The following is a 22,949-nucleotide window of genomic DNA, read 5'->3' on the forward strand; positions in this document are numbered from 1 at the left end:
TTCACACTCCGATTCTGGTCCGGCTTTTCTTTGTAAGCCGTAGTCCTTTTTACAGATAAGTATTTCCACAAATTCATTGTGTATACATGCGTGGTAATTTTTCCCCGCTTTACCTCTCAGTAAAACAGATCTCTTTTATCACTGAAAGAAGCTTTCTTCTTCGCCGCATTCCTTACCATCTTTTATATAGACTCTCGGAACACGCTTGCTGATCTCACAGACAAACTCATAGGAAAATCTTCCGGAAATATCTCCCAGTGTCTCCACACTGATAAATTCATCTCCGTCTCTTCCCATCAGCGTCACCTCATCGCCTGCCTTTACCTCCGGAATATCTGTGACATCGACCATAAACTGATCCATACATACACGGCCAAGGATCGGAGCTTTTTTTCCATGTATCAGAACCCAGCCCTTATTGGATAGCTGTCTTGGATAGCCGTCTGCGTAACCTACCGGAATCGTGGCCATTCTGGTAAAACGTTCCGTAACAAAGGTTCCTCCATAACTTACCGCAGTTCCGCGCTCCACATTCTTTACATAGGATACGTGGCTCTTAAGCTCCATGGCAGGGATCAGCTTCACAATGTCACGCTCAACCTCCTCTGAAGGATAAATGCCATAGATGGTGATTCCTGCACGGACAACATTAAGGTTGGCTTCCGGAACACGGATGATGCCGGCGCTGTTGGAGCAGTGGCGAACCGGAATATGCACGCCTCTTTTTTCCAGAAGATCTGCAAAACGCAAATAGCGGTCAAGCTGCACAAGTGCAGGAGAACGGTCAAACTCATCTGCTCTTGCAAAATGGGTAAACATTCCCTCGATCACAAGATTCGGAATCTTTGCAATTTCTTCGATCCTGACGGCATTCTCCGGAATATCCGCGTAGCCGATCCTGGTCATTCCGGTATCCAGAGCCAAATGAATATGTACATCTTTTCCAATGCGCGCTCCTGCCCTGGCATACTCCACTGCAGTATTCAAATCGGAAATGGTGATCCGGATATCATTGGCAGCAAGCTCCTCATAATATTCCTCAAAAACAATGCCCAGAATCAGGATCGGTTTGGTAATTCCGGCATGCCGAAGCTCCAGTGCTTCCTCTGCTGTAGCTGTGGCAAATCCCCAGATATAATCATAATCATGGATCAGTTTTGCGATAGCTCTTGCTCCATGTCCGTAGCCATCCGCTTTGATCACCGCAATAATCCTGGTTCCTTCTTTTACATTCCTGTGCATTTCTTCAAAGTTATGGGCAATGGCATCCAGAGATACCAGAGCCTTGACTCTCTCGTATTTTTTCATAATTTTGACTCCTCTTCACCTATCGCTAAAGCCTGTGGCAGAGCTTCAATGATATCCCCTGCCAGCATACTGCGCTTTCCCTTTTCAGCGGCTGCAAGATCGCCGCAAAGTCCGTGAAGATAAACACCTAACGCGGCCTTTAAAACCATTGGAGGCTGTTCCTCCGTTTTCAGATACATACATAACACACCTGCCAGAATACCAGAAAGCACATCTCCGCTTCCAGCAGTTGCCATACCGGAATTGCCTGAAATATTCAGATAAATATCTCCGCTGCCATCTGTAACTACTGTGCATGCATCTTTCTGGACACATACGCAGCCAGCTTCTCCTGCATAACCTGCAGCTGTTCCGGCAATGTTTTCCTGGATCTCCCGGATGCTTTTGCCACAAAGACGGCTCATTTCTCCAATGTGAGGTGTCAGGATCACATTTTCTCCCAGGAATTCCCTCCACTGCGGATGCATGGCCAATAGGTTCAGTCCATCTGCATCCAGGACAAGCGGCTTTTTCTCCCGGGCAGCAGCCGTAAGAAACCACTGTTCTCTCTCACGGCTGGCCCCCGAGGTTCCAAGCCCCGGTCCGATTACGATCACATCACACCAGGAAAGAAGCTGTTCATTGGATTCCTCGTCAAACCGGGTGCATACCATGGCCTCCGGCAAAAGGATCTGCAGCGGTATCCGGTTCTCTTCCACTGTCTGGATCTTCACCATTCCCGCTCCGGCCCGGAGTGCTGCACTGGCGCTTAAATAAGCAGCCCCGCACATCCCCTCACTTCCGGCAATAAAAAGGATTTTCCCAAAAGTTCCCTTGTTCCCGCCGGGATCACGCTCCGGAAACAGCTTAAGATCTTTTCTCTCCAGACAGCGTGCAGATGCCTTTACAGCTTCCTGCTCATAGATCCCGATATCCGCTATGACGATCTTTCCTGCATACAGTCTTCCCGGGTAAAAACAAAGTCCTCTTTTTACATAGGCAAATGTAACAGTAAGATCGGCACTGAAGGCAATTCCCATTTCCAGGCCAGTATCTCCGTTCACTCCTGACGGGATGTCAACAGCGATCTTCTTTGCCCGCGCACTGTTCATCTCATGGATGATCTTCGCATAATGTCCCTCGATCGGACGCGCAAGGCCCACACCGAACACGGCATCTACTATAGTAGTATATTCGCTCCAGTCCGGGTTATTCACTTCCGGCACATGATAACCTGTTGCAATCTTGTACTGCAGTGTCGTCTCCCTGGTCATTTTTTCCTTGTTTCCGACCATATAAAATTCTGCCCGGATTCCCTTTAGATAAAACAGTCTGGCAATGGCGATCCCGTCACCGCCATTATTTCCGTTTCCGCAGACTACCAGGATCTTTTCATTCTTTTCCAGGTATTTCTCTGTTTCCTCTACTACTTTTAATGCTGCCCGCTCCATCAGAACTTCCGATGCCACACCGATCTTATGGATCGTGGCACTGTCCAGGTTCTTCATTTCCCCGCAGGTAACAAGTTTCTTCATTCTGGCCCCTCCCCTCTCACATAGAGAAAGCTGCCGTTTCCGGCAGCCTCATACTCCACTTCTGTTATTCCACATGCTCCTGCCTGTATTTGCTCAGATTGTACGACAGTGTCATCAGGCTCTCGGAAAGATGTACGTTCTCAACAATAACATCATCCGGTGTCTCAAGATCAAGATGTGCAAAATTCCAGATTGCCTTGATCCCGTTCTCTACCAGAATATCTGCCATTTCCTTAGCTTTATTCTTAGGAAGGGTGAGAATGGCAATCTCTACGTTGTTTTCTCTAAGGAAAAACGGAAGCTCACTGAGCATCTGGATCTCAAGTCCGCGAACCGCAATGCCCTCAAGCACCGGATTTACGTCAAAGATCCCTACCAGCTTAAATCCACGTTTTTCAAAATCTACATAGTTGGCAAGTGCCTGTCCCAGATTACCAGCACCCAGGATGATCATCGGGTGAACGGTATCCAACCCCAGGATCTTACCAATCTCCGTATAAAGATAATGTACATTATAGCCATAACCCTGCTGACCAAAACCGCCGAAATTATTAAGATCCTGACGGATCTGGGAAGCTGTGGTATGCATCTTCTTGCTTAACTCATTGGAAGAAATTCGTTCTACATTGTCTTCCATCAGCTCTCCTAAGTAGCGGTAATAGCGTGGCAGACGCTTAATCACCGCTTTCGAGATTTGTTTTGTCTCCACGATAGTTTCCCTCCTTGTCCTACACTAGGTTAATTATACCGAATTGACATTTTCCTGTCAATCAAACTTGTGAGTTATGTACAAATTTCTTCATATTTTTTTAAAAAATTGATTTTTTCTTTGAAATCCCGGCAGTTTCCGTTATAATAGGTGGAGGATTTTCCCTGTCTTTTAAAGGCAGAGGCAGGATCTTTTGTACAGGAGGACAGTTTTTATGATTTTATCATGTCAAAATATATGCAAGGCTTTTGGCGAAAATGTTATCTTAAATAACGCATCTTTCCATATCGAGGAACGGGAAAAAGCGGCTCTCATTGGATGTAACGGTGCAGGCAAGACTACGCTTCTTCGGATCATCATGCAGGAGATTTCCGCAGATTCCGGAACTGTAGTTCTATCCAAGGACAAAAATATCGGCTATCTCGCTCAGTATCAGGATATTCACGGCCACCACACCATTTATGAGGAGCTTCTTACCACCAAGCAGCACATCGTTGATATGGAACGTCGCATCCGCAATCTGGAGCAGGAAATGAATAATGTTACAGGCGATGACCTGAATCACCTGATGGAAACTTACACCCGCCTTACTCATCAGTTTGAGTTGGAAAACGGCTATGCTTACAAGAGTGAGCTCACCGGTGTCCTGAAAGGTCTTGGTTTCACAGAGGAAGATTACGACAAGCAGATTGAGAAGCTTTCCGGAGGCCAGAAAACACGTGTGGCACTTGGAAAGATGCTTCTCTCCAAACCGGACATCCTGCTTCTGGATGAGCCTACCAACCATCTGGATATGGAGAGCATTTCCTGGCTGGAGACTTATCTTCTTAACTATCCGGGAGCTGTATTTATTGTATCTCATGACCGTTACTTTCTTGATAAAGTTGTCACCAAGGTCGTAGAGATCGAAGCTGGTGAGACCCGAGTTTTCAGTGGCAACTACTCTGCCTATGCGCTTAAGAAAGCACAGCTTCGCGATGCCCTGTATAAGGCATATCTGAACCAGCAGAGAGATATCAGACATCAGGAAGCAGTTATTGCCAAGCTGAAATCTTTTAACCGCGAAAAATCCATCAAACGTGCAGAGAGCCGCGAGAAGATGCTGGATCGTGTACAGCGCATTGAAAAACCGCTGGAAATCCAGGATCGGATGCGCATCTCCCTAGAACCACGTGTTTTAAGCGGAAATGATGTTCTTCATGTAGAGGATCTTTCCAAAGCATTTCCCGGACAGACGCTGTTTTCCGATATTTCCTTTGACATCAAACGAGGAGAACGTGTGGCACTGATCGGAAACAACGGAACAGGCAAAACTACCATGCTGAAGATCATAAATGGTCTTCTGGAAGCAGATGCCGGTAAATTTTCCCTTGGTTCCAAGGTGCAGATCGGATATTACGATCAGGAACATCATGTTCTGCATATGGATAAGACGATCTTCCAGGAGATCTCTGATACTTACCCGACGCTTACAGAGACTGAGATCCGCAACATGCTGGCAGCCTTCCTTTTTACAGGGGATGACGTATTTAAAGAAATCTCCGCTCTTTCCGGTGGTGAGCGCGGTCGTGTCTCCCTTGCCAAGCTGATGCTCTCAGAAGCCAACTTCCTGATCCTGGATGAGCCTACCAACCACCTGGATATTGCCTCCAAGGAGATTCTGGAAGAAGCACTTGTAAGCTATACCGGTACTGTGCTGTATGTATCCCACGACCGTTACTTTATCAATCAGACAGCAACCAGGATCATGGAACTGACCAATCAGGCTGTTGTAAATTATATCGGTGATTACGACTATTATCTTGAGAAAAAAGAAGAGCTGACCAGTGCCTACGCTCCTGACATCAATACCCCGGAAGCTCCGCAGGAAGAAAAAGCAGTCTCCGAGAACAAGCTTTCCTGGCAGCAGATGAAGGAGAAACAGTCAAGGAAACGAAAACGGGAAGCTGAACTGAAAAAAGTAGAAGCCCGCATTGAAGAGCTGGAAACAAGAGATAAAGAAATTGATGATACCATGGTTCTCCCGGATATATGTACCAACGTGGCAGAATGTACGAAGCTCAGCCGCGAAAAAGCAGCCATCGCAGAAGAACTGGAAGAGCTTTATGAGAAATGGGAAGAGCTGGCCTAATGGTCAGCTCTTTTTCTCTCCTGCAAGTTCCTTAAGAAGGATCTCCTCAAACTGTGGTGCACAGGCAAGGATATCACCATTCGTCAGATAAACCGGTTCTTCGCCTTTCCAGGTCCTGACCACGCCTCCTGCTTCTCTGACAATAATGGTTCCTGCAGAATAATCCCAGGGTTTCAGGTCACGCTCAAGATAACCATGCTCTCTTCCGCATGCCACATAGCACATATCAAGCTCTGCGGAACCTGTCCGGCGGAAATCCCCGCATTTCATAAAGATATTATAGAAAATCGGAAACAGATTCTTTGCTTCGGATTTCGTATATGGCGTGGAACCGTAGGAAATCACAGCATCCCCGAAATGCTCTGTGGAAGAAGCATGAATAGCATTACCGTTAAGATATGCTCCCTCACCTTTCGCTGCATGAAACAGCTCATCTGTAAACGGATTAAACACAGCTCCGAAAACGATCTCTCCTTTTTCGTAAAGTCCAAGTGCAACAGCACTCATACGGAAATCCAGGATCAGATTGGCCGTTCCGTCAATAGGATCCAGGATCCAGTAAGTTCCCTCTTCGGAAAGTCCCGTATTCTCCTTCTCCTCTGCGATCAGGGCAATATCCGGAAAAGCTTTTCCCAGTTCTTCCTTCAGGAAATTCTGTACAGCCAGATCCACATTCGTCACATAGTTGGCCGCACCTTTCACCATAACTTCCTCATTTTTCATCTCTTTTAAGATCAGATTCTTCGTCTGTCTTACAAGAAAGAGCACCTGTTTCTGTTCTTCTGCTGAAATCATTATATTTCCTCCCATAAACAATACTCTGTTCCATGATCAAAAAATCAGCTGCAATATTCTCTATCGGACCAGCCTGCCAAGATGCAGTTCAAAACATACTCCGTCATTACGGTCAGTACCCTCTTTCACTGCATCCCTGATAGATGCCGAAATAAAGTCCACTGCCATATCCGCACAGGCCTCCATAGAGTATCCCTTTACCAGGCCTGCACTGAGTATCGATGCAAAAATATCTCCAGTACCTGAATAGCTGCCTCCGGCTTTCTCCGCGAAAACCCAGGAACATTTCCCGTTCTCCAGAACAAGATTTCCCATCTTTACAGTTTCTCCCTCTTCCTGCTGATCCACACCTGTGATCACAACTGCAGAAAGTGAAAATTCTTCTGCAAGTTTTCGCCCGGTTTCTTCGATCCGCTCCAGCCGTTCCTGTCCGGTGATGGTCTGAAATTCTTTCCAGACTGTTTTCATTTTCTCTTTTCCATAAAGAAGGACCAGTGCTTCCGTCAGATTAGGCGTGATCACACAGGAACGTTTCACAAGTTCACAAAAACGTCTTCGCAATGCTTCCGTATAGATCGGATATACCTCTCCGTCATCTCCCATTACAGGATCTGTAAGGATCAGCGTATCTTCTGCTGCAAACATATCCATAAATTTCAGAATCTTATCTGCCTGTTTCTCATCGGAAAGAAACCCTGTATAAATACCGTCAGGAACAAATCCACGTTCCTTCCACTGTTCCATATATGGTTCCATATGATCTGTAAAATCCTCACAGAAATAAGCTTCGTAGCCTGTCTGATTACTTAAAACAGCGGTAGGAAAAGGGCATGCCTGCACTCCCATCACCGAGATAACAGGGATCGCTGCTGTAAGTGAACATTTCCCCAGCCCGGAAAGATCATTGATCACTGCTATTTTCTTCATCTTACTTCTCCAGTCTTGAGTTTTTTTCTGTATTATTATAGAATATATCATCAGGTTTACGCAATCATTTTTGGAAGGAAATTATCATACCTATGTTAAATATATCCACAAAACATAAAAAAGAACATCTTTATCTGGAAGTGTATCACTACTACAGAAAACTGATCATGGAGAACCGTCTTCTCCCGGGCAGCAAGATGCCATCTCTTCGCAAATGTGCCCAGGAACTTAAGCTAAGCCGCACCACCATTGAGAATGCCTATCTCCAGCTTGCCGCAGACGGCTACATTATCGCAAGAGCCCAGAGCGGTTACTATGTCACCGATATTGCCAGAAAACAGCATCCGCATGCACTGGAAAAACATCCCCGGAACATCATTCCCTGTATCTACGATTTCGCCTCCTCCGGCGTTGACAGGGAGAGTTTCCGATTCGACCTCTGGCAGCGCTATATCAAAAGTGCACTCCGCCAGGATGAACGTATGCTTTCCTACGGAGAGCCTCAGGGAGAAAAGGATTTTCGTGAAGTTCTCTCCGACTACATCCGGGAACGTAGGAACGTGATCTGCTCTCCAGACGATATTGTGGTTGGTGCCGGTCTCCAAAGTCTCCTCCAGATCCTCTGTCCTCTGCTCCGTGAACGTAAGACCGTTTCGTTCCCTACCCCCTCCTTTATCCAGGGCAGCACAGTTTTTGAGGATTACGGATTCGACGTCCATTACCGTGACAAAACCTGCGATGTGATCTACGTATCCCCTGCACATATGACCAAATGGGGTGAGATCATGCCTGTGAAACGACGTCTGGAACTGATCCGCCACGCAGAGGCCAACGGACACCTTATCATTGAAGATGATTTCGAAAACGAATTCGTTTATCTCCAGAAGCCAACTCCATCCCTGTTCGGACTTGCAGGCGGAGAGAATGTAATCTATATCGGATCTTTTTCCAGACTGCTGCTTCCTTCCATTCGTGTCAGCTTTATGGTACTGCCCCCATCTCTCCGGGAATTATACGAAAAAAAAGCAGCCCGGTATAATCAGACAGCTTCCAAGGCAGAACAGATTGCTCTCTGTCAATTCATCCGGGACGGCCACATGCTTTCCCAGACAAGGAAACTTCGCCGCCTTTATGCACAGAAGCTGAAAGCTCTCACTGCTGCCGTGAAGAATACTTTTGGAAAAAACTGCCAGATCATAACAGGGGCAGCAGGCACCAGCCTGGCTCTTACCATCCCCTGTTCATCCACCGGCGAACAATTAAAAAAGGCAGCCCGCTTACAGGGGCTGCGCCTGGAAATCTTAAACGAAACAGAGAATGATATCACCCTTGTTCTCTCCTGTTCTTCCATTCCTGTGAATGATTTTCTGCCTGCCTGCCAGCTTCTGAAAAGCGTGGCAGACAATCTTTAAGATTATGGTTATCAATCTCTTCTGTTATCGATCATATAAAGTAGTGCGTTCACAATGCACGCTGCAATGTTACTTCCGCCTTTACGTCCTTTTGCAACAATGTAAGGCACATCTGCATGCATGATCAGCTCCTTGGACTGTACAACATTTACAAATCCCACCGGCACGCCGATGATCAGCTCAGGGGAAATCTTCCCCTCTTCGATCAGCTCATAAAGACGAACCAGCGCGGTTGGTGCATTTCCAATGGCAAAGATCAGCTTTTCATTCATGGATGCTGCTTTATCCATGCTGGCTGTAGCTCTTGTTGTTCCGTTCTTTTTCGCCATTGCAGCAACATCTTCATCAGACATGAAGCAGAACACCTCACCGCCGTATCTTGCAAGTGCACGTTTATTGATTCCTGCTTTTGCCATCTGCGTGTCTGTTACAATGCACGCCCCATTACGGATGGCTTCCAGTGCTCGTTCCACAGCATCTTCGGAAAAGCAGAGATTTTTTGCATAATCAAAATCTGCACTTGTATGAATGCAGCGTTTTACGATCAGTTCTGTCCCAGGGATCAGAGGTGTGTCCCCAAGCTCCTCTGTGATGATCTCAAAGCTTCTTTTTTCGATCTCCATAGGTTTTACATTTTCAAGCTCTACTTTCATTTCTCTTCGTCCTCCGCGATCCCGTTCTCCAGGATTTCATAGATTTTTTTCATATCCATATGTTTTCGAAGCTCTGCTGCCAGAATATCATACTGCTGTTCCTTAAATGCCGCAAAGTCAACACCTGTCATATTTTCCACATCAATGCCTTTTTTCTCACCGATCACACGGATAATGGCTTCAGCTGATTCCTCCTTGTCAAAAACTCCGTGGATATAGGTTCCGCAGACATTTCCTGCAAAAGCACCTTCTTCTTTCTTCTCGCCGCTGACACTGTCTGTGATCCTGGTAGCTGTACCAGCTTCCGCTTTCAGGATACTCTCACCCATATGAATCTCATAGCCTTCCACTTCTGCGCCTGAAAGATGTGCAAACACACCGGAAAGTTCTCCGAAATGTCCCTGTACCCTTGTTCTTGTTTTCTTCTCTGCAAATACAGTATCCATAGGAAGAAGTCCCATACCTTTCATGGAACCGCCATTCTCCACGCCATGAGGATCGCTCAAAGTTTCTCCCAGCATCTGATAGCCGCCGCAGACACCGAAAATCAGCTTTCCTCTGGAAGCCTCTTTGAGAACAGCTGCCTCCATACCGCTTTCCCTCATCCAGATCAGATCGCCCATTGTGTTCTTTGTTCCCGGCAGGATGATCATGTCCGGAGAATGAAGATCTCTCGGATGTTTTACATAGCGGAGGGAAACTCCGGGGATACTCTCAAACGGATTGAAATCCGTAAAGTTGGAAATCCTTGGCGTACGGATCACCGCAATATCGATCACACCAGCTTCCTGTTTCCGATCAAAACGCTCTGTCAGGCTATCTTCATCTTCTACCTGGATATCAAGATACGGAGCAACACCCACAACAGGAATGCCACTTCTCTCTTCCAGCATCTCAACGCCAGGATCAAGGATGGTCTTATCTCCGCGGAATTTGTTTATGATGAGACCCTTGACCATGGCTTTTTCATCTTCTTCCAGAAGCTCCACCGTACCGATCAGCTGTGCAAAAACCCCGCCTCTGTCAATATCTCCTACAAGAAGTACCGGTGCCTTGGCCATCTTCGCCATTCCCATATTTACAATGTCCTCATCTTTGAGATTGATCTCAGCCGGACTTCCTGCGCCTTCGATAACGATGATATCGTTTTCAGCTGCAAGAGCATTGTAGGCTTTCATTACATCCGGAACAAGTTTCTTTTTGTATTTGAAATAATCTCTGGCACTCATAGTTCCAAGAACTTCGCCGTTTACGATCACCTGAGAGCCTACATCATTGGTAGGTTTCAGAAGGATGGGATTCATAAGAACAGATGGTTTGATCCCTGCTGCCTCGGCCTGCATAACCTGTGCCCGTCCCATCTCCAGGCCATCTTCCGTAATAAAGGAATTCAGTGCCATATTCTGTGACTTAAAGGGAGCCACCTTATATCCGTCCTGCCTGAAGATTCTACAAAGCCCTGCAGCCAGCAGACTCTTTCCAGCATTGGACATGGTTCCCTGTACCATTATTGCTTTTGCCATAATATACCTCCCTCAAGTACTTCAATCAGTTTTACATTTTCTTCATGCGTCTTTACAGCGATCCTGTAATAACCTTTTGTAAGCCCCGGATAATTGCTGCAGTCGCGGATCACGATTCTCTTTCGCAGACAGAAATCAAAAAGCTCCTCCGGTCCCTTAAAGAAAATATAATTGGCTTCTGACGGAAATACCTTATACCCGATGCGGGTCATCTCTTCTTTCAGCCACTGTGACTCCCTGAAAACAAGCTGGCGTCCTTTTTCCACATATTCAGTTTCTGAAAGTGCCTGAATACCGGCTGCCTGAGCCATTGTGGAAACATTCCAGGGCTGAACATTCCGTTCCATCTTATCCAGAAGAACACGATTGGAACAAAGGCCGTAACCCAGACGTACTCCAGCCATGGCGTACCTTTTTGTGAATGCTTTCAGGATAAAAAGATTATTAAATCCGGAAAGCGACCGTTTCAGGGAATATTCCTGCGGTTCTTTTACAAAATCAAGGAAACACTCATCTACAACAAGAAGGATTCCCAGCTTTCTGCTCTTCTCCAGTATCTTTTTTAAAAGACAGTGCGGGATCAGCATGCCTGTAGGATTATTGGGATTGCAGAGAAATGCCATATCCAGACCCTTATGCAGAATATCCAGATAAGCTTCTCCCAGCACGAATCCCTCATTCTCAGTCAGCATGTAATATTCCAGCTCACATCCTGTACTGGCTAGTGCCTGTCCGTACTCCGCAAATGTAGGTGCCGGGATCAGTGCTTTCTTCGGATTTACTGCACGGCACAAGGTAAAAATCACTTCTGCCGCACCGTTTCCGCAGATCACTTCTTCTGTCTTAACACCTTCATACTCTGCGATCTTTTCTCTGAGAAGCTCACTACCCACCTGCGGATACTCGGCAATATGATCCAGGCTGTCACAAATAGCCTTTTTCACACTTTCCGGTGTTCCCAGAGGATTCAGATTCGCAGAAAAATCAATGCAGTTCCTGTATTTGTAAACGTCTCCTCCATGTATGTGTTTTGTCATTGGTTACTCTCCTGTATGTTTCACTTCGTTGATTTCCCGGAACGCCATAATTCCTTCTGATCAGAAAAACAGCATCCGGACTGCTCCGCTGATCAGAAGAAATACGACAACTCCCAGTGTTGATGCCGCATACATCAGACGATTGGCTCTTTTGATATCTTCCGGCTCTACCGGACGGATCGGGTCACCAATCGTTGGTTTTTCATATAATTTTCCAAAATAATACGCATTTCCCGCAAGCTGTACATCCAGGGCACCAGCCATGGCAGCCTCTGTCTGTGCTGAATTGGGACTTGCGTGGTTGCGGCGATCCCTACGATAGATCTTTGCCGCATTTTTTGTATCCATTCCTGCAAAAACAGTTCCTGCTACCATCAGCCATCCTGAAATCCTGGCTGGAATATAGTTGGCCACATCATCAAGCTTCGCCGCCACGCGTCCAAAATACAGATATTTATCATTCTTGTATCCAAGCATGGAATCCATGGTGTTAATGCCTTTATAAAGGAACATCAGCGGCACGCCGCCAATAGCCATATAGAACATCGGGGCGATCACACCGTCGGAAGCATTCTCTGCAACAGTTTCTACTGCCGCTTTCGTAACACCGGTCTCTGTCAGCTCCCTAGTGTCACGGCCAACGATCATGGAAACTGCATAACGTGCTTCATCCAGAGTTCCGTTTTTCAGGCGGTCATAAACCTTCATGCTCTCATCCTTCAGAGAACGTGTTGCCAGAAGCTGATAGCACCAGAATGTCTCCAGCACAAAACCTGCCACAGGCAGAAAACGGTAAAGATAATGAAGAACAAGAAGCGGTACACCGCCGCTGAACAGGCAGATCAGAACTACAATCACGAAACCTCCTGCCAGCTCGCCTCCATTGCTTTTTGGAAAAACTCTGCGGATCGCTTTTTCTAGTACTGCAATCAGATTTCCGATCACACAGATAGGATGGTAAAGCCATCTCGGGTCTCCGATGAGAAGATCCAGCACAAAACCGATGGCAAGTGCCGGCAGACTATATTTCAGCATTTTTTCTCTGCCTCCGTTCCTTCTTATAATCCTGTGCATTGCTGAGGAAGCGCGCCGGAACCTCCGGATTTCCATAATAATAAAGATGAGGGAATCCTGCCATCAGGCGGCCTTCTTTATGAATACAGTCCCAGCCTCGCTTTGATGCCGGTTTTGCCGCATGGAAATCTTCTCCGCAGTTGGTGGAATCGAAATAATGGAATTCATGGGCAGGAATCTCTCCAAGTCCGGTATCCTCTTTTTCTGTAAGGGTGATATAACCGAATCGGTTCAGTTTCGGCGTCCGGAACGCTTTTCCCGGAATCACTCCGCAGAGTTTACGGAATTTTCCATCCATAGTCTCCATCTCCTGATGAAGATACATAAAGCCTCCACATTCTGCAAGACAGGGCATTCCCCCGGCAATAGCCTCCCTGACTGCACTGCACATGGCCTGGTTGTTCTCCAGTGCCTCTCCGTTTAATTCCGGATAGCCGCCACAGAGCAGAAGTCCATCCAGTTCTTCCGGAAGCTTGCTCTCGTGAACAGGGGAAAAATGTACAAGTTCTGCACCCATCTGTTCCAGAAGGCTAAAATTATCTGCATAAAAGAAGCAGAACGCTTCATCATCAGCCACACCGATGCGCACTTTTTCATCAGTATGATAGCCGAATGCCGGATTCTCGCTTTTAAGATCTGCGGATGTCTCAAGCTCCGGTGCTTCTTGTGCAAGAGCAAGGATTCCGTCAATATCCAGAGTTTTTTCCAGCACTTCGGAAAGCTTCTGAAGACGGATTTTAAGCTCCGGTATCTCTTCGGGAAGCACCAGCCCTAAGTGGCGGCTCTCGATCACGCAGTCCTCCACTTTCGGAACATATCCCAGAACCTTTATAGATAATTCTTCTTCCAGAAGTGCCTTCATCCTGGGATACAGCATGGGAGACATCTGGTTGAAAATTACTCCTCTGATATGGCTGTCCTTCTTATATTCCAGGAACCCTTTTACATAGGCAGCCAGAGACACGCTCATCCCGCGGCTGTTGACGATCAGGATCACCGGTGTATCTGTGGTGGAAGCCAGATCATAGGCACTGGCCTTCGTAGTGGTTCCCGCAACGCCATCGTAATAACCCATAACCCCTTCCATCACCGCTATATCATAACCTGCAGCGTTTTTTGCCAGAAGATATCTTGTTCTGTCTTCTCCTGTAAAAAAAGTGTCCAGATTTCGTGATTTCGTTCCAATAACACGGCTGTGGAACATAGGATCAATATAATCCGGCCCGCATTTGAAAGAAGCTGTTTTTAAATTGCGGTTAACCAGTGCCTGAAGGAGGCCGCAGGTGATCAAAGTTTTTCCGCTTCCGCTGGCTCCTGCTGCAAGAAGCACTCTTGGGATCTTCACTTAAACTTCCTCCCCTCTTCCGCTGCAGGAAATAATATAAATCGGGTTCTCACCCATCATCATATGATATCTTCCAACAGTTTTGGATCTGGCTGCACCAAGCTGCACAATATCCACATCTGTCAGATTAAAATCACGGATAGCATTCATGGCTTCTGTCACAGTTTCCAGTGTGATACAGTTGATCACAATACGAACCTCCGGATTTTTTTCCAGAAGAAGTTTTACGATCTCATTCATATTTCCTGATGAGCCGCCGATAAACGCATGAGTCGGAACAGGCAGTTCTATCATAGCCTCAGGTGCTATTCCGGGTATGATCTTAAGATTATCCACTGCAAATTTCTGCCTGTTTTCTTTTAAAAGCCCCAGGGCATCCTCTTTCTTCTCGATTGCATAGACCTCACCATTCCATGCACGAAGAGCCATCTCAATGGAAACAGACCCTGTACCAGCTCCTACATCGTAACATACGGAATCTTCTGCAAGACACAGCTTGGAAAGGGAAACTGTACGCACTTCTTCTTTTGTCATAGGTGCTTTGCCCCGTAAAAATTCCTCATCGCGGATCCCGTGTACAGCATTTAAGGGAGTCGCCTCCTCGTTGTACGCAGTTACCACACTTAAGGCATCTCCACGGTATTCTGTAAGATTCTCTGCTTTATCGTGGAAGATCTTCTCATTTTCATAGGAAAGATTTTCTCCTACATAAAGGATAACATCTCCCATTCCGTAGTACACCAGCTTCTTTGCAAGGGATGCTACTCCGTCCTCTGTTCCGAGAATGGAAAACACTTTCGGATTATGACGGATCAGTGATACAAGATTGCATTTTCTGCCATGGGCACTGACGATCTTCGCGTCATCCCAGGAAAAGCCGATCTTTGCCATAAAATATACAACAGATGAAATTCCGCAGATCACTTCCACATTGCCTTCCAGAAGATCAACCAGTTTCTTAGCACCGCTGTAAAATCCCACATCTCCGGAAAGAGCAATGGCAACCGTACGATACTCAGGATGTGCTTTGATATATTCCACAATTCTCTCACTGCGGTATTCATGGAGAACACTCTGACCTGGCTTCTGTACGGCTTCTGTCATACGTTTTGCCCCAATAAGAAGCTCTGCCTCATCAAAAGCTTTCTTTCCCTCCAGAGTCAGTGTTTTCTCTGCACCCATCCCAATTCCCACAAGGGAAATCTTCTGAGACAGCTTCAGATTGAAAAATTTCGCCAGAAAGCCTCTTGCCTCAGGCAGGGAAAGACCTTCCTCTTTTAAAGGACGGCCAATGATCACAGGTGTGGCCCCACATCTCTGACAGGCTTCGATCTTTTCCGGAAAACCTCCCGCAAGGCCAGTATCCTTTGTCACCAGGTAACTGCACTGAAACTGGCGCAGCATAGCCTCATTGATCTCTGCTGAAAAAGGTCCCTGCATGCCTATGAGATGTTTTCCCTCAATACCAAGCTCCGCACAGGACTGGATCACAGACGGAACAGACAGCACCCGTGCAAAAATACGCTCTTTGTAATCTGGGATCACGGTAAACTTCGCCAATTCCTTGCTGCCTGTTGTGAGAAAAATATTCCCCTCTGTTCCGGACAGGAATTCTGCTGCTTCTTCCGGGCTCTCCACATAAACAGCTTCACTGCTTTTGTCTCCCTCCGGACGAAGAACCCTCTGATATCTTACCCCTGCATTTTCACAGGCTTTCCGGATATTTTTTGTTACTTCTGCTGCATACGGATGAGTGGCATCCAGAACGACCTCCGGCGCCGCCTTATGGAAAAGCTCCTCCATATCTTCTGTTTTCAGCCTTCCGGCACTGACATGAAGGAACTCATTTTCCTTAAGGAGGGAGCCGCCATACTCCGTAGCTGCACAGGCATAAACAGAAACTCCGTTCTCTGCAAGAAAATTGCAGATCGCGTAGCCTTCTGTTGTGCCGGCAAAAACAATGGCTTTATACATTCTTATATCCCCTTGGTGTTACCATCCTGCCACCGATATTCTTTGTCTGGGAATTTCCCACAAAGACAGTGGTAAACATATCTACTTCTGTGTCGCGAAGTTCTTTTAAGGTCATGACCTGTGCAGTCTCGCCATCTCTTGCGATCTGTGCAACAGTTCCGCAGACTGTATCAGGTGATTTATATTTCATCATCAGGTCACATGCTTTCTGAAGATAATCCTTACGCTTTCTGCTGGACGGATTGTAGAGACACACTACAAAATCAGCCTGTGCAGCAGCAAGAAGTCTTGCCTCAATCTTTTCCCACGGAGTAAGAAGGTCACTCAGGCTGATGAGACAGAAATCGTGGATCAGCGGTGCGCCAAGAACTGCTGCCCCGCCTGTTGCTGCGGTAACTCCCGGGATAATAGTAAGCTCTACATCCGGATAGTTTTCTCCAACCTCATACATCAGACCGGCCATACCGTAGACCCCTGCATCTCCGCTGCAGATCATGGAAACTGTCCTGCCTTTTTTTGCTTCCTCAAAAGCAAGTACACAGCGGTCTACCTCTTTTTTCATCGGTGTTGTCATGAATTCTTTTCCTGCAAAATACTCCTTTACAAGGTCAACATATACTGTGTAGCCGATGATCACATCACTTTCATTTAATGCACGGATCGCTCTTCCAGTCATCTGGTCATATGCACCCGGGCCAATTCCCACAACATAAATTTTACTCAAAATGTATCCTCCGATTTCCGGCTGCAAGAGCGGTGGTTACACCGTCCCGGCCTGTTTTTTTTCTGATCAGTGAACCCTGTCCGCTTGCCAGCACTGCGCTGCGCTCACAGACATTATCCACACCTGTTATTTTTTCGACAAATTTTGACGGAGTAAATTCTCCTTTTACTGCTTTCAGCTCTTCCTCTGCAAAGGTCTGAAATGGAAGACTCCAGGCTTCTGATAAGGCCAGAATACCTGGTTCTTCTTTTTTCAGGTCAATGCTTGCAATAGCACAAAGAGCTTCTTTGTATATATCTGCTTCTTTCAGACATTCTTCCGCTGCTTCCCGGATAGGAGCAGCTTCCTTTCCTCTGCGGCAGCCCATACCTAAGACTGCGGATGGCGGAACTACGTGGACTGTGTTTGGAAACGGCAGACAGTTTCTGTGGATGGTTACTGCGATGCCGGTTTCCGGCGGTGCAATGTCTGCTCCAGAAGATACAGCAAGACACTCCCTGCACAGGGGCTTGCCAGCTCTGTTACAGAGTACCAGTCCTTCCGGCAGTTCTCCCTCCCACGGAAATTCACTGTAAAAGCCGATCTTTTCTCCAGCGAGAAGTGCTGCGGATGCTTCTTTAGCTGCTTTCATATGAAAGATGGCACAGCCGTTCTTTTTTGCAAAAACATCTACTGCAAAGCGGCTGTGAAGATCTGTCGCCGTGGTGACGACCGGCGTTGCCTCAAGATATCCGGCACAGCGAAGTGCCAGCTCATTGGCTCCGCCCAGATGACCGGAAAGAAGGGAGATCACAAAATTCCCGCACTCATCGATCACAAGAACTGCAGGGTCTGTTTTTTTCCCAACAATGTATGGTGCAATGCTGCGAACAGCGATCCCACAGGCACCGATAAAAATCACGCCGTCTTTCCCTGACCGAAACTGTTCTCCTGCCCACTGGGAGGTGGAAACAGCGATAGAGTCCGAAAGATAGCGGCTCTTTTTTGCCAGTGTAACCTGCTCTCCTTCTTCTGTTAATGCTTTTTTAAGTTTTTCCCCTGTCTCCAGTCCTGTCATGCTGAAGCAAATAATCGCAATATTCATGTCTTATTTCGTAGCTTCACGGAATTCTGTTGTAAATCCCGGATCATAAAGCTTGGATCTGTCATAATGCGCTGCATTTACTGCATCACCAACCAGCATCAGTGCTGTTTTTGTGATGTTGTTCTCTTTTGCTGTCTGCGCAAGAGTTCCTACTGTACAGATAAATTTCTTCTCATCCGGCCAGGTTGCCTTGTAAACGATAGCTGCCGGTGTATCCTCACGGTATCCACCCTCAACAAGTCTGCGGCTCAGCTCTTCCAGCATACCTGTGCTCAGGAAGATAACCATTGTTGCATTGTGAGCTGCAAACGACTGAATGCTTTCTTTGGCAGGTACAGGTGTTCTTCCTTCCATTCTGGTAATGATCACGCTCTGGGAAATATCCGGAAGTGTGTACTCCAGGTTCAGTGCAGATGCTGCTCCGCAGAATGCACTGACTCCAGGGCAGGAATCATAAGGGATTCCTTTCTCATCCAGAATATCCATCTGCTCACGGATCGCACCGTAGATACATGGATCACCTGTATGGAGACGTACAGTCATCTTCCCTTCTGCCTCAGCTCTCTCCATAACAGAGATCACTTCCTCCAGAGTCATTTTTGCACTGTTATGAATAGTGCAGACATCTTTGGAATACTCCAGAAGCTTGGGATTAACAAGAGATCCTGCATAAATGATCACATCTGCTTCCTCTAAATACTGTTTTCCTCTTACTGTGATAAGATCCGGTGCTCCCGGACCTGCTCCTACAAAATGTACCATAATCTATTCTTCAGTCCTTTCTTTATTTTCTTTGATAATGATCAGTGAATAATATCCTGCGTCTTCCGGGATTTCTTCCGCAGTTCTGTAGATCTTCTCATCCGGCATGCCACAGTTCTCGATCATCATAGCTTCTGCGCCCTGTGCAAGAAGCTCAGCTTTCACATCTTTCATTTTCTTTCCGGCTTTCATAAGTACCTTGGTTCCCGGAAGCTTCAGCGCATCCTCTATCTGGTAAGATGCAGGGATTACGTGAAGAGGCTCTGCCTTCTCCACAAGACCTGTGTTCAGACGTGCGGAAACTGCACAGAAGGATGTGATTCCACAGACGATTTCTGTTTCATATCCCTGTGCCACAAGTCTGTGATGCACGTAAAGATAAGTGGAATATACAGTCGGATCACCAAGGGTAAGAAATGCTACATTTTTTCCCTGGTCAAGTACTGCCTTAACTTTTTCCGCTCCTTCATCATGATAGCTCTTTAGCACTACCGGATCTTTTGACATAGGGAACGGAACCGCAAGAAGTTCTTTTTTCCTAAGCTCCGGATATGCACCTTCTACGATCTTAAATGCTACGGTGTCTTCCGGAACTTTTCCCGGAAGAGCAACGACATCTGCCTCTTTTACAAGACGAAGTGCTTTTAAAGTAAGAAGTTCCGGATCTCCCGGTCCCACACCTATTCCGTATAATTTACCTGCCATTTTTTATTTCCTCCTGTTGTTTGTTTTTTATAGTCAAGTTCCTACCTTGCTTATTGCTTTTCGCAACTCCGCAGGGAACTTCCTTGATTCGATTTTTCACAATTTGTCAGTCTTTGAATCTGCCTGCTCCTGAATCGCTCCCATCAGCTTCCTGGCATCCCGGGTCTGCCCCAGCAGTCCATATACATTGGAGAATACCACTGCACCAAGCAGGATCTGCTCATAAGAACGATGATCCAGATAAAACTGTATCTTCTCCATCACAATAGCCATCGTTTCCTCCAGAATCCCATACCTGTCAATAACAGCCAGGGCTTCGTCTGTTGTTCCTGCCTCCAGAATCTCCCGGGCACATTCCAATGTACCACCTGCCCGTATGGCACTTGCACAGAGAACTTCCATTCTGCCATCTGCACAGTGAGAATGCGTATTCATGATCCCTGCTGCAACTTTTACAAATTTACCGATATGGGCTACAAAAAGGATTCCTTTTACACCCATATCTATTGCCATATCTATGGTTTCTCCTACATAATTGCTGCATTTGATATTATTCTCAAAAGGAATCGTCATATGTTCCCTGAGATAATCAGCCCCATAATTTCCCGGTGTCACCAGAATGTAATTTTCTCCCTGGCAGAAATGCTGTTTCATTTCCACCTGGATGCTGGCGATCAGGGCTCGCTCGCTCATTGGCTCCACAATACCGCTTGTTCCAAGAATGGAAATACCTCCCATAATTCCCAGGCGAGGGTTGAAGGTTTTCTTTGAGATTTCTTCTCCCTCCGGTACGGAAATTGTGATCTTCAGGTACCCTTCGTAATCGTATTCCTGTGCTGCTTCTTCTGCCTCACGAAGGATCATTGCCTTCGGAACCGGGTTGATGGCAGCTTCGCCCACCTTCTGGGATAAACCAGGTTTTGTGACCCGGCCTACACCGACGCCGCCGTCAAGGATGATGCTGAAATGAATGATTACTTTTTTTGAATCTGTATTTTGATTATCTATAATGTTCTTCGCTACTTCAGCGGAAATCTTTTCGACTTTTGCATAGACCAGAATGCCGTTGGTGGTGTCGGGATCGTCTCCTGCGTCTTTCTGGACTGCGCAGGAGACATATTTTTCACCTTTGGTGATGTCGTGGAGCTGCAAATTCAGGGTGATTCCCTTAGGGGTTTGGAGTTCTACTTCTGAAAGAGCTTCTCCTGAGAGTAGCATTCTGGCTGCGCCGCGGGTTGCCCCTGCCGCGCAGGAACCGGTGGTGTAGCCATAGCGGAGGCGTTTGTTGTTTTTTATAATGTATTTATCTTCCAGACCAGTCATATTGCATTGGCACCTCCTTTTTCTTTAATGAGTTTTTTGTAGGAAAATTTTTTTGATTGGGTGTTTTACTTTTTATAATATAATTCTGCTTTTTAAGCTGTGGAAGTTTGCGAGGAGGGGAGGCACTCAAAGTTGCGAAGCCCGTTTCCCCTCCTCGCGCTCCTCCCCTCTGGGCACGCAGCTGAGCTACGGTGTTGGCTATGTGATATTTTGAAGGGATGATGTATTCAGCGGTATTGGGAGTGTAGCGTTGTGCCGATGTTGTCTAGTTGGTGTCAGGTTGATGATAAGGGACGGAAGCGCCTGCATAGCAGGCTGTCCTGTTATTACTATTCCTCTCCGAATGAATAAACATTCCCCTTGATTTTCCAATAGAACCATTCTCAGTGAACAGTTAAAACAACCAGCTGACTTTTCTGGAAGCTAACGGTAATTTCTCAAATTACCTTGTGCTTCAGCCACCGCCGGCTGTGGAATCTCCACGTGAATAGAATTCCTCGTACTGTCCAGTCGGCGAACATTCCGATCCATACTCCCATTGGGCCGAAGCCTAAGACTCTTATGAGGAATATGCAGAGACAGAACCTGCACGCCCACATGGTACAGCATGATGTGATCATGGAGAATTTCACATCTCCTGCTGCCCGGAGTCCATATCCCGGCACAAAGGCCATGGTCCATACCAGTGGTTTTACAATGGTGATCCACGTGATCATGTGGATGCACATGGCAGCACTGGATTTTTCCATGCCACCGAGGATTGTTACCGGTCTTGCCAGTGCGTATACAGTGAGACAGCTTACAATAATAACGATCTCCGCGATCACGCAGAGTTTTTTTATGTAATAGACAGCTTCATCTTTTCGCCCGGCGCCGAGACACTGACCAACAATGGTCATGAGTCCTACGCCTACACCGATCGCTGCAATTCCATTGAGGTTCTCAAGGATATTTGTCATAGCCTGTGCAGCAATCGCCGCTGTTCCCAGTGTGGAAACTGTTGACTGGATCGCAAGTTTTCCAAGCTGGAACATACTATTCTCGATTCCTGACGGAATTCCAAGTCCAAGGATTCTTCCGATCATAGACCAGTCCGGACGGATCTTCAGATAATCCCGCACAACAATCGGCTGCCTGTCTTTTCGGAGCTGATACAAAACTGCCACAGCACAAAAGATTCGGGAAACCAGTGTTGAGATTGCCGCACCTGCAACTCCGAGATGAAATACCCAGATCAGTATCGCATTTCCGCCAATGTTCATTATATTGGAGATCATAGATATGATCATCGGTCCTTTTGTATTCTCCTGAGCACGGAAAACAGATGCTGCTGCATCATAGGAAGCTATAAACGGAAATGACAATGCCGTATAAAAGAAATACGTCTCAGAAGCATGCATGACGTCTGCTTCTACTGCACCGAATATCAGTCTCAGAAGAGGTTTCTGGAAAATCAGACAAACTGCAGACACAGCTACTGAAATTGCTGTAATGATAAACAATACCTGTCTTGCTGACATGTTCGCTTTTTCATAATTCTTCTGTCCGATATACTGTGCACATACAATAGCTCCTCCTGCTGCCAGCGCAGAAAAAGCCTGGATCAGAAGTATATTGATGGAATCCACAAGGGAAACCGCAGAAAGAGCCGCAGATCCCACATTGCTTACCATCATGGTATCTGCGGTTCCCATTATCGAATTCAAAATCTGTTCCAGCACTACCGGAACCAGCAGATTACGGATCATCCGGTTTGTAAACATATGCTGCTGCTCCATGTTTTCATCTCCTGGATTATTCTTAAATTTTACAAAAATCTATCTGTAATTTATTAGTCACGCTTTCTTAGACATTATACCCTTTTCTTTCATTTTTTCCAATATATTTTATGTGTTTTTCTTGAATTGTGGCGATTTTCTGCATAAAGCCGTACAAAACACCGCAGAGAT

At 46.5% G+C, this 22,949-nt stretch carries 19 protein-coding genes; 2 read left to right on the plus strand and 17 right to left on the minus strand.

Features of this window, described 5'->3' with window-relative positions; translation table 11 throughout:
- Positions 1-138 precede the first annotated feature (138 nt).
- The 3 genes from alr to AC04Q4_RS04370 all read right to left on the minus strand — a co-directional run bounded on the left by alr (position 139) and on the right by AC04Q4_RS04370 (position 3,531).
- Positions 139-1,308: an alanine racemase gene (alr, locus tag AC04Q4_RS04360; RefSeq protein ID WP_173737763.1), complete on the minus strand. Its 1,170-nt coding sequence runs from the start codon at positions 1,306-1,308 to the stop codon at positions 139-141.
- A complete protein-coding gene (locus tag AC04Q4_RS04365) occupies positions 1,305-2,822 on the minus strand; it encodes an NAD(P)H-hydrate dehydratase (protein WP_173737762.1) in 1,518 nt (505 codons plus the stop codon). The genes alr and AC04Q4_RS04365 overlap by 4 nt, the downstream gene beginning before the upstream one ends.
- 64 nt (positions 2,823-2,886) lie before the next feature.
- Positions 2,887-3,531, minus strand: a complete 645-nt coding sequence (locus tag AC04Q4_RS04370; protein ID WP_173737761.1) for a redox-sensing transcriptional repressor Rex — start codon at positions 3,529-3,531, stop codon at positions 2,887-2,889.
- 214 nt (positions 3,532-3,745) lie between these two features.
- On the opposite strand from AC04Q4_RS04370, the gene abc-f reads away from it, so the two are divergent.
- Positions 3,746-5,662 carry a ribosomal protection-like ABC-F family protein gene (gene abc-f / locus AC04Q4_RS04375; RefSeq protein WP_476388562.1) on the plus strand — a complete coding sequence of 639 codons (1,917 nt, stop codon included), beginning with the start codon at positions 3,746-3,748 and terminating at the stop codon, positions 5,660-5,662.
- A 3-nt stretch (positions 5,663-5,665) separates the two neighbouring features.
- Here the strand turns inward: abc-f and AC04Q4_RS04380 are convergent, their stop codons facing one another.
- Together AC04Q4_RS04380 and AC04Q4_RS04385 are read right to left on the minus strand one after the other, a co-directional pair.
- Positions 5,666-6,457, minus strand: coding sequence for an inositol monophosphatase family protein (locus AC04Q4_RS04380; RefSeq protein WP_476388563.1), 792 nt, complete (start codon positions 6,455-6,457; stop codon positions 5,666-5,668).
- Between the two features lie 60 nt (positions 6,458-6,517).
- Positions 6,518-7,384: a pyridoxamine kinase gene (locus AC04Q4_RS04385; RefSeq protein ID WP_476388564.1), complete on the minus strand. Its 867-nt coding sequence runs from the start codon at positions 7,382-7,384 to the stop codon at positions 6,518-6,520.
- Between the two features lie 92 nt (positions 7,385-7,476).
- Between AC04Q4_RS04385 and pdxR the strand changes: the two genes are divergently transcribed.
- Positions 7,477-8,796, plus strand: coding sequence for a MocR-like pyridoxine biosynthesis transcription factor PdxR (gene pdxR, locus AC04Q4_RS04390; protein ID WP_476388565.1), 1,320 nt, complete (start codon positions 7,477-7,479; stop codon positions 8,794-8,796).
- 11 nt (positions 8,797-8,807) lie between these two features.
- On the opposite strand, the gene AC04Q4_RS04395 is transcribed toward pdxR, so the two are convergent.
- From AC04Q4_RS04395 to AC04Q4_RS04450, 12 genes are all read right to left on the minus strand, one after another.
- Complete coding sequence (locus AC04Q4_RS04395; RefSeq protein WP_173737756.1) at positions 8,808-9,449, minus strand: precorrin-8X methylmutase; 642 nt, start codon at positions 9,447-9,449, stop codon at positions 8,808-8,810.
- Entirely contained in the window at positions 9,446-10,972 is a 1,527-nt protein-coding gene (locus AC04Q4_RS04400; protein ID WP_476388566.1) for a cobyric acid synthase, read from the minus strand. The genes AC04Q4_RS04395 and AC04Q4_RS04400 overlap by 4 nt, the downstream gene beginning before the upstream one ends.
- Positions 10,957-12,009, minus strand: a complete 1,053-nt coding sequence (gene cobD / locus AC04Q4_RS04405) for a threonine-phosphate decarboxylase CobD (protein ID WP_476388567.1) — start codon at positions 12,007-12,009, stop codon at positions 10,957-10,959. Before cobD ends, AC04Q4_RS04400 begins: the two co-directional genes overlap by 16 nt.
- Positions 12,010-12,069: 60 nt before the next feature.
- Positions 12,070-13,044 (minus strand): adenosylcobinamide-phosphate synthase CbiB, encoded by a 975-nt coding sequence (cbiB, locus tag AC04Q4_RS04410; RefSeq protein WP_476388568.1) that lies wholly within the window; start codon positions 13,042-13,044, stop codon positions 12,070-12,072.
- Positions 13,031-14,428 (minus strand): cobyrinic acid a,c-diamide synthase CobB, encoded by a 1,398-nt coding sequence (locus tag AC04Q4_RS04415; protein ID WP_195455261.1) that lies wholly within the window; start codon positions 14,426-14,428, stop codon positions 13,031-13,033. Before AC04Q4_RS04415 ends, cbiB begins: the two co-directional genes overlap by 14 nt.
- The gene (cobK, locus tag AC04Q4_RS04420; RefSeq protein WP_476388569.1) at positions 14,429-16,402 is read right to left on the minus strand and encodes a precorrin-6A reductase; all 1,974 of its coding nucleotides are present in this window, start codon (positions 16,400-16,402) and stop codon (positions 14,429-14,431) included.
- Positions 16,395-17,126 (minus strand): precorrin-3B C(17)-methyltransferase, encoded by a 732-nt coding sequence (cobJ, locus tag AC04Q4_RS04425; protein ID WP_173737751.1) that lies wholly within the window; start codon positions 17,124-17,126, stop codon positions 16,395-16,397. Before cobJ ends, cobK begins: the two co-directional genes overlap by 8 nt.
- Positions 17,119-18,210, minus strand: coding sequence for a cobalamin biosynthesis protein (locus AC04Q4_RS04430; RefSeq protein ID WP_476388570.1), 1,092 nt, complete (start codon positions 18,208-18,210; stop codon positions 17,119-17,121). Before AC04Q4_RS04430 ends, cobJ begins: the two co-directional genes overlap by 8 nt.
- Before the next feature lie 3 nt (positions 18,211-18,213).
- Positions 18,214-18,972: a precorrin-4 C(11)-methyltransferase gene (gene cobM, locus AC04Q4_RS04435; RefSeq protein ID WP_173755816.1), complete on the minus strand. Its 759-nt coding sequence runs from the start codon at positions 18,970-18,972 to the stop codon at positions 18,214-18,216.
- Between the two features lie 3 nt (positions 18,973-18,975).
- Positions 18,976-19,677: a precorrin-2 C(20)-methyltransferase gene (gene cobI, locus AC04Q4_RS04440; RefSeq protein WP_476388571.1), complete on the minus strand. Its 702-nt coding sequence runs from the start codon at positions 19,675-19,677 to the stop codon at positions 18,976-18,978.
- Between the two features lie 96 nt (positions 19,678-19,773).
- The gene (cbiD, locus tag AC04Q4_RS04445; protein WP_476388572.1) at positions 19,774-21,000 is read right to left on the minus strand and encodes a cobalt-precorrin-5B (C(1))-methyltransferase CbiD; all 1,227 of its coding nucleotides are present in this window, start codon (positions 20,998-21,000) and stop codon (positions 19,774-19,776) included.
- Positions 21,001-21,437: 437 nt separating this feature from the next.
- The gene (locus AC04Q4_RS04450) at positions 21,438-22,778 is read right to left on the minus strand and encodes an MATE family efflux transporter (protein WP_476388573.1); all 1,341 of its coding nucleotides are present in this window, start codon (positions 22,776-22,778) and stop codon (positions 21,438-21,440) included.
- Positions 22,779-22,949 lie beyond the last annotated feature (171 nt).

The organism is Blautia sp. HA8986 (genome assembly GCF_056504635.1).